The sequence below is a fragment of the Streptomyces roseicoloratus genome (genome assembly GCF_004117935.1).
GTDB classification, from domain to species: domain Bacteria; phylum Actinomycetota; class Actinomycetes; order Streptomycetales; family Streptomycetaceae; genus Streptomyces; species Streptomyces roseicoloratus.
This window is the reverse complement of sequence record NZ_SDOY01000079.1, coordinates 1-233: the sequence shown is the minus strand read 5'-3', so window position 1 is coordinate 233 and position 233 is coordinate 1. Positions and strand designations below refer to the sequence as shown.

Annotated in this window: 1 protein-coding gene; it reads right to left on the bottom strand. The window is 75.1% G+C overall.

Annotation, left to right across the window (positions count from 1 at the left end; translation table 11 throughout):
- The coding region (locus ESG85_RS07060) for a biotin/lipoyl-containing protein (protein WP_342781156.1) at nt 1-233 on the bottom strand (233 nt) is incomplete at both ends.

The window sequence follows — 233 nt, the reverse complement described above, 5'->3', positions numbered from 1 at the left end:
CTCACCGACGACGATCTCGAGCAGCACACCGGAGGCCGGGGCGGGGATCTCGGTGTCGACCTTGTCCGTGGAGACCTCGAGCAGCGGCTCGTCGGCCTCGACGCTGTCGCCCACCGACTTCAGCCAGCGGGTGACGGTGCCCTCGGTGACGGACTCGCCGAGCGCGGGCAGGACGACGTCCGTGCCCTGGGCGCCGGCCGGAGCGGCGGCCGGAGCCTCGGCGGCCGGAGCCG